Here is a 7,550-nt window from a genome sequence, read left to right on the forward strand (position 1 = left end):
ACTCCCGTTCTTCTTCGTTCACTTTACTTCATTCACTTCTCTTAATTCAGGAATCGAATCCATCGCGCCCTCTTTTTGCACCGTCAATGACGACGCCAAATTTGCAAACTCAATCGTCTCATCCATATTACTCAAATCTGGCACCACCTTTGCCGCAATCGCACCAATAAACGTATCTCCCGCCGCCGTTGTATCCACCGGCGTAACTTTATGCGCAGGCACCAATCGACTCCTACCGTTCACACTGTAGAAAACACCATTTGATCCCAGTGTGATCACCACATTGGCAATTCCCATCTCTTGGAATCTCGCCGCAGCCTTTTGACAATCTGCTTCAGTTTCTACCTTTTGACCAGTCAATGTCGCCGCTTCCGTTTCATTTGGCGTAATCACATCCGTCAACTGAATCAATTCTTCCGGTAATTCAGGCAAAGCCGGTGCTGGATTCAAAATAGTTAACCGATCCACTTGTTTGGCCAATCTAAACGCCGCGATGACCGGCTCCAAATTTGTCTCCAATTGGGCAATCGTAATCTGTGAACGCTGAATATTCACCCGATCTGCATTAACAGCTTCCACTGAACCCAACTTATTAGCGCCACCCTCAACCATAATTGTGTTATGGCCATCTGGTTCCAGCATAATAAACGCCTGTCCAGTATTAGCGTCATTCAAAATTCGGATTCCGCTAATATCAATGCCTTCATTTTGACACTTATTTCGCAAAAGTTTTCCAGCGTCATCATCACCAACAGAACCAATGAAATGCACGGAAGCGCCTAAACGCTGAGCAGCCACAGCCTGATTGGCACCTTTTCCGCCCGCCGCCTGACTGCTAGGTTTTAGTAAACTCAGTGTTTCTCCCTGCAAGGGGATGTGTGCAACCGGAATGTGAATATCCATATTCAAACTACCAACAACCGTCACATTATTTGCCATGGTTACTCCTTCTTTTTCTATATTAGAATCGATTTTATTTCTATCTAAGAGTATACAGAGCCTAATAACCATGTCAACATGGATTCTCAATTTCACTTGATTTGATAAGGACGGATATGGTCCGATTTAGACTGGTATTCATCCAATTTGGAAATTTTTCCCTCTGCATTCCACTGAATCACAGAAACTCCATCAAATTCGTAAGTCGTTTGTTCGTGAGCCTTAAAAAACCACTTTACAAAAGACTGGTTATCGACAGATTTAATTTCATCAATCTGCCATTCCAAAACGGTTTGCTTAGCTGACTCATTTTTAATCCATTGTTGAACTTCATCAAGCCCCACATACTGAGGCCCATAGCATTCCGTATAACAAATTTCCGGAGCAAAATACTCTGTCAGCTTGGAAAAGTCCTTTGTGATCCACATCTGAAAATATTCAGCAATAATTACTTCTCGTGTCATTTAGCCGATATCTCTTTTCGTTATTTTTCAACCGTATAAATTAAATGCTCATTCACAAATGTCAGCATCCCTTGTTTGCTCAATTCACGTCCATAACCAGAGTTCCGAACGCCACCAAAGGGCAATTCCGGTAAACTGGTCCAGCCATGGTTTACGAACGTCATTCCCGCTTTGATTTGACTTGCCACTTTTTCAGCATGTTTTAAGTCACTCGACATGACCACGCTTCCCAGTCCATATTGTGAGTTGTTCGCTAATTCGATGGCTTCTTTCTCAGAATGAACCCGATAAACGGTGGCAACCGGCCCAAACAATTCTTGATCAAAAATTGGGTTTTCAGACGTAATATCAGTTAAAATCGTTGGCATGAAAAATTGCCCATCTAAATCAACCGACTGATTACCATAAACAACGGTTGCCCCCGCCGCAACGGCTTCATCCACTTGTTTTTGTAGTTTGGTCTTTGCCTTTTCTGAAGACATTGGCGCCAAAGTCGTATCCCGATTCATGGGATCGCCCATTTTAACCTGTGAAAAAGCTTTCGTTAGCTGCTTGATAAAATCATTATACAGCGAATCGGGGACAATAAACCGTTTTGAAGCTGTACAAGTTTGACCGGTATTGGCTAAACGCGCTGCTGGTGCAACTTCATATAATACGTCTTTATCTACATCTTCTAAAACGATTAAGGCATCATTACCACCCAATTCTAGCGTCGATTTTTTCAGATTCTCACCCGCTGCTTTGGCAACTTCCTTACCTCCGCGTTCAGAACCGGTTAAGGCAACCCCAGTAATCCGTGGATCGGCAATTATTTCGCCAATTTGGTCGTAATCTAAGAATAGATTCATCAGACTGCCTTCAGGTGCACCAGCTTCTTCCACAATCTGGGCAATTTTTCGAGCTGATCCTGGAACAATGGACGCATGTTTTAAGAGCACTGGATTTCCCACCATAAAGTTTGGTGCAAAAATTCGCATGACTTGATATAACGGAAAGTTCCATGGCTCACATGCCAAAATTGGTCCCAAAGCTTGTTTCAAAACATTTGCGCTCGCGCCAGTGGTTTCAATCTCAGTTGGTTCTAAAAATTCATCCGCATGGTCCGCAAAATAATCGGCAATTGACGCACACAAACTTACTTCTTCTTCTGATTCACCAATCAATTTACCCATTTCTTGAGTCATAATTTCCGCCATACTGGATTTTTGTGCTCGCAATTGATTGGCAACGGTGTGAAGAATCTCTGCTCGTTTGGAACGCGATTCACTCTCCCACGTGTGAGCAAGATCAGCAGCCATCTGCAAGGCAGATTCGATCTCTTTAGAAGATGCATTTTGATACTCGTTAAACGTTTCGTTCGTGTAGGGATTTACTGATTTATAGGTCATAGAATATTCTCCTTACCTTGTTTGAGTTAACAGCGTTTACAACCCTCATTATAACGAGCGCAAATTAGCTAATGCGAAATATTTGCACAACCAAATTTCAAATTCATAACGGATGAAAGCATTATTTTATTTACATCGGTCTATTCAAAATTGAGCACTTCAAAATTAATAATTTTCCTAGCGTTTCATAAAATAAATAAATGAATAGTTAAAAGCAACCACACTTTAACGTTCGATTGTTACTTTTTTTGAGGAATTTTAATTTAATTTCAGTAACCACACAGAAGTGAAAACCCCCTAGATTTGGGGTATTACCTATACCAATAACTTTTTTTAATTAAATTTGCTTTAGAAAACGCTTGCAAAAAGAATACAAATATTTTAAACTAACCAACATAAGCTAGTCTTTAGCAATTGATTTCAAGGAGATGAAATAGATGAAAACATAATTGAAAAACATTATAAAACTGAGTAATTTGCCATTTAGAAAAATCAAAAAGTTGCAAACATTTCAGCTATTATACTTACATTTTTACGTGACTTTATGAGTACTTAAAGAGTTTCTATCATAGACCAATTTTGATTTTGGTTTAGTTACGGTATCTTAAATTATCACATAACAATTCAGAAAAACGGCATAAACAAAAACTACTTAACCTGAAGTGAACCCCAAATATTGGACGAAACTTTAAGCAATTTTCTGGGTGGTAAGAACACGGTATTTGACCGGGCTCTTACCACCCAGTTTTGTTTTGGTTCTAGTACAATTATAATATTGAATCCAGTTAGATACGACTAAGGTCAATTCTGCCAATGTATCGAACTGTTTTTGGTCATAAACTTCTGCTTTTAGAATGTGAAAAAAACTTTCCATGGCTGCATTGTCTAAACAGGTTGCTTTACGCGACATACTCTGGAAAATACGTTGTTGCTTTAAAATACGGATCCAACGTGGATTTTGATATTGAAAACCCTGGTCAGAGTGAACCGTTGTCCGATAACCTAGTTGTTTTGGAATCAAATTGATCGCTGTGGTTAAAACATCAGTGGTGAATTCCACAGTTGGATTTAAAGAGATATTATGGCTCAGGACTTCACCGGAAAATAAATCATAAACACACGTAAAGTAAGCTCGTTCTTTAATCGTTTTATTGCCCCAACGAAGCTCGGTAATATCAGTCGTTAACTTTTGATACGGTCGATTGGTCATAAAGCGTCGTCTAAGCCGATTCTTAGCTACAACCCCAACTGTTCCTTTATAAGAATTATACTTACGGGTTTGCTTATTATATGCCTTTGATAACAGATTTAGTTCACGCATTAAGCGCAAAACTTTCTTATGATTCACCACCAGACCCATTGTGCGTAATTGGTCAGTAACTTGACGATAACCGGCCGCAGTGGCTTTAGCTTTAATGTCCGTAATGGTTTGTTTAAGGATCGCGTCCGGATCATTTTCAGTTGGGCGATACTTTATCGCGTAGCTATAGGTGCTCTTAGCCATACCAACGACTTTAAGGATCTTACCGAGCCGATAATTGGGCCTTAGTTCTTGGATGATTTGTGCTCGTTGTCTGATTGTGATTGAGCCAAGGCCTTCAATTTTTTTAGGTATTCATTCTCGATCTTTAGTAATTCGTTTTCGTCACGTAAGCGTGTTAATTCATCTGGTTGTTTCTTTTGCTTGCCTTGTTTATCAGCTGACATAATTTTTGACCGTCCTCGGTTACGAAACAAGGCATCAAGTCCTTCATCTTCAAACGTTCGTTGCCATTGCCAAACGGTTGACGGCGCAGAAATATCAAAGTTGAGGGCGGTTTCGGTTATGGATGTCTGATTCGTTTTCATCCATTTTAAAACATTCACCTTAAAAGTACCATCATAAACTTTCTCTGGTCGACGAACTTCAAGCCCACTAACGCCGAAACGCTGGTATTGACGCACCCATTTATTAACGGTCGCATGACTTTTGATCTGGTACTTTCTGGCGATCAAGCCAAAACTTAATGAAGAAGTCAGATAGTCTTGAACAACATGTCGTTTAAACTGTTTGTTGTATTTGGTCATAGTAAAACCCCCGGTATTGGATTTTGGTCCAATACCGGGGGTTCACTTCATCAGCTATCAATTTGAGGTTGTTGTTTTTTCAGCGCAAAACTTCTCAAATTGTTTTTCACAAATAAGATTGCTTTAATGCTACACTGAATGTAAGCGTCACCTTTAATTAAACAAAAAACGATGAAAGCGTGATTTTGTATGATTCAACACATTTTTTTAGACATGGATAATACTTTACTCAGCCCTGACGGATCAATCAGTGCTAAAAATATTTCGGTTATTAAAAATAGTCCTATTCCAGTCTCCTTGGTTTCGGCACGAGCACCATTTGAAATGCAGTTTGCCATTCACGACCTTGACTTGAATACCACTCAAGTTGCATTCAACGGGGGCTTAATTTACAAGCCTCAGCTTAAAGGCTACCAACAAATCTATTCACAAGCTATTAATCCTCAAACAGTTAAAAGAATAATGACAATTATTCATCAAAACTTTCCCGAAGTATCCTTAAACTGGTATTCTGATCACACTTGGTTCACAGATAAACATTGCCAAGAAACTGACGCCGAAACTGCGATCACTCATGAAAAGCCGGTTATTCAGAAAACCTCTGTCAATCTAACTCAAACAATCTATAAATTTATGGTTATGAGTTTTCAGCCGCCCTTATTTGATCGTTTACAAAAGTACTTAAAACAATTAAACTTACCAGATTTAAATGTGATGACTTCAGGGGATGCTTATATCGAAATCACCCCAACCAGTGCGACTAAGGCCAATGCAATTGCTCAAATTCAAAAAGAAGAACACTTGAAAATTGACCAATTGGCAGCCTTTGGCGACGGAGAAAACGATATTCCCATGTTTAAACACGTCGGTTTACCCATTGCGGTGGCAAATACCAGTCAGGAAGTTAAACAGTACGCCAAATTTGTTTCGACCAGCAATCGCGAAGATGGTGTCGCAATTGGGATTGAACAACATATTTTAGCTAAGTAATCAAATCAGCACTTAAACTTGACTTTGTTGGTCGGCGTTTAAGTGCTTTTAGTTAATCTAAAAATCCATTGAAATCTCGGTTCGCATTTTTGGGCCAATTAATCTACAATTAAGTAAATAATTAAAGTGAGATGATATTTTTTATGACAAAACGTATTAAAGGTTCCTGTACCACAATTTTAGTCGGTAAAAAAGCTTCCATTGACGGTTCTACAATGATCGCCCGTAACGAGGACGGAGCCGGTCCACTTAATCCCCAAAAGTTTGTTGTGATTAAGCCTGAGGATCAACCTAAACACTACAAATCAGTTTTAAGCCCCGTTGAAATTGATTTACCTGAAAATCCATTGCGTTATACTTCGACTCCTGATGCCACAGATGGCCGCGGAATTTGGGCTGGTGCTGGTATTAACAGTGACAACGTCGCAATGACTGCAACTGAAACGATTACTTCAAACTCACGAATTTTGGGTGTTGATCCCCTTGTAGCCGATGGCATTGGCGAAGAGGATATCACAACCATTACACTTCCTTATATTCACTCCGCGCGTGAAGGTGTCAAACGGTTAGGTGCCCTTCTTGAAAAATATGGCACGTACGAAATGAATGCCATGGCTTTCTCCGACAAAGATGAAGTTTGGTATTTCGAATCAATCGCTGGGCATCACTGGGCAGCGATCCGCATTCCTGACGATGCCTGTGTCATTGCGCCAAACCGTTTCAACATTGACCAATATGATTTCGATTCTGAAGACACTTTATTTGCAAGTGATTTACCAGAACTAATCGAGAAAAATCATTTAAACCCAGATCCTGACCAAGTTAACTTACGTCATATCTTTGGGAGTGCCACAATCAAGGATACTCGTTACAATAATCCGCGTGCTTGGTACGGCCAAAAGTATTTCAACCCTGAAATTGACCAATCCCCAATTGATCAGGACTTACCTTTCATCTGCCGAACTTCTAAAAAGATCAGTGTGGAAGATATGAAGTTTGTTTTGAGTTCACACTATCAAAACACACCATATGATCCTTACGGCACGGGTACTGAAGACGAAAAGAAACAGTTCCGGCCAATCGGTATCAACCGAAATCAGGAATTACACATCTTACAAATTCGTTCTGACGTTCCTGCAGAAATTGCTGGTGTTCATTGGTTAGCCTTTGGTCCTAATACGTTTAATGCACCAGTTCCATTCTACGCAAACGTTAATGACACACCTGATGCTTACCGTAAAACAACCGGTGAATGCGACCCAACTGCCATGTACTGGCTCACAAACGTTTTGGCATTGATGGGTGATAACAACTTCGGTTTGTATGAGGATCAGGAAAACTTGTTTGAAGAAAACACAGTTGCTGATTGTCGTCATCTTCAAATGGAAACTGATAAGGTTGCAACCCAACAGACTGACGTTTCAAAATACTTGGAGTCCGTTAACAACCAAATGTCAGATGTTGCAATGGCCTATGCCAACAAACTTCTCGGTCAAATGTTAGCTTTAGGCGAACCACAAATGAAATTACAATTCACTTTGAACGATTAAGTTTTTAAGACTTGTAAATTTAAAAAGCTGTGAAAAATTCATTTTTTCACGGCTTTTTTGGATAATTCTAACTTTTATGTATAGTTTTAAACAGCGATGGTTTAACGGAACCACAATCTGCATTCAAAAAAGGTGTATCCAATAAACGA

Annotated in this window: 6 protein-coding genes; 2 read left to right on the forward strand and 4 right to left on the reverse strand. The window is 39.8% G+C overall.

The genetic code is table 11. The features are described 5' to 3' along the window. Window positions 1–18: 18 nt before the first annotated feature. The 4 genes from rbsK to DD627_RS07575 all read right to left on the reverse strand — a co-directional run bounded on the left by rbsK (window position 19) and on the right by DD627_RS07575 (window position 4,861). The gene (gene rbsK, locus DD627_RS07560) at window positions 19–939 is read right to left on the reverse strand and encodes a ribokinase (RefSeq protein ID WP_068806543.1); all 921 of its coding nucleotides are present in this window, start codon (window positions 937–939) and stop codon (window positions 19–21) included. A 92-nt stretch (window positions 940–1,031) separates the two neighbouring features. Further along, window positions 1,032–1,403 carry a nuclear transport factor 2 family protein gene (locus DD627_RS07565; RefSeq protein ID WP_068806540.1) on the reverse strand — a complete coding sequence of 124 codons (372 nt, stop codon included), beginning with the start codon at window positions 1,401–1,403 and terminating at the stop codon, window positions 1,032–1,034. A gap of 20 nt (window positions 1,404–1,423) precedes the next feature. Continuing rightward, window positions 1,424–2,794 carry an NAD-dependent succinate-semialdehyde dehydrogenase gene (locus DD627_RS07570; protein ID WP_260275001.1) on the reverse strand — a complete coding sequence of 457 codons (1,371 nt, stop codon included), beginning with the start codon at window positions 2,792–2,794 and terminating at the stop codon, window positions 1,424–1,426. A gap of 688 nt (window positions 2,795–3,482) precedes the next feature. Beyond that, a protein-coding gene (locus DD627_RS07575; protein ID WP_260275003.1) for an IS3 family transposase occupies window positions 3,483–4,861 on the reverse strand; the annotation gives its coding sequence in 2 pieces (ribosomal slippage) (window positions 3,483–4,372 and window positions 4,372–4,861; 1,380 coding nt in all). Between the two features lie 189 nt (window positions 4,862–5,050). On the opposite strand from DD627_RS07575, the gene DD627_RS07580 reads away from it, so the two are divergent. Then, window positions 5,051–5,851 carry an HAD family hydrolase gene (locus DD627_RS07580; protein ID WP_260275004.1) on the forward strand — a complete coding sequence of 267 codons (801 nt, stop codon included), beginning with the start codon at window positions 5,051–5,053 and terminating at the stop codon, window positions 5,849–5,851. A 143-nt stretch (window positions 5,852–5,994) separates the two neighbouring features. Next, on the forward strand, window positions 5,995–7,401 hold the full coding sequence (locus tag DD627_RS07585) for a C69 family dipeptidase (RefSeq protein WP_260275005.1): 1,407 nt from the start codon (window positions 5,995–5,997) through the stop codon (window positions 7,399–7,401). The last annotated feature ends 149 nt before the right edge of the window (window positions 7,402–7,550 follow it).

Origin of the sequence: Pediococcus sp. (genome assembly GCF_003533255.1) — a bacterium.
GTDB lineage: Bacteria > Bacillota > Bacilli > Lactobacillales > Lactobacillaceae > Pediococcus > Pediococcus parvulus.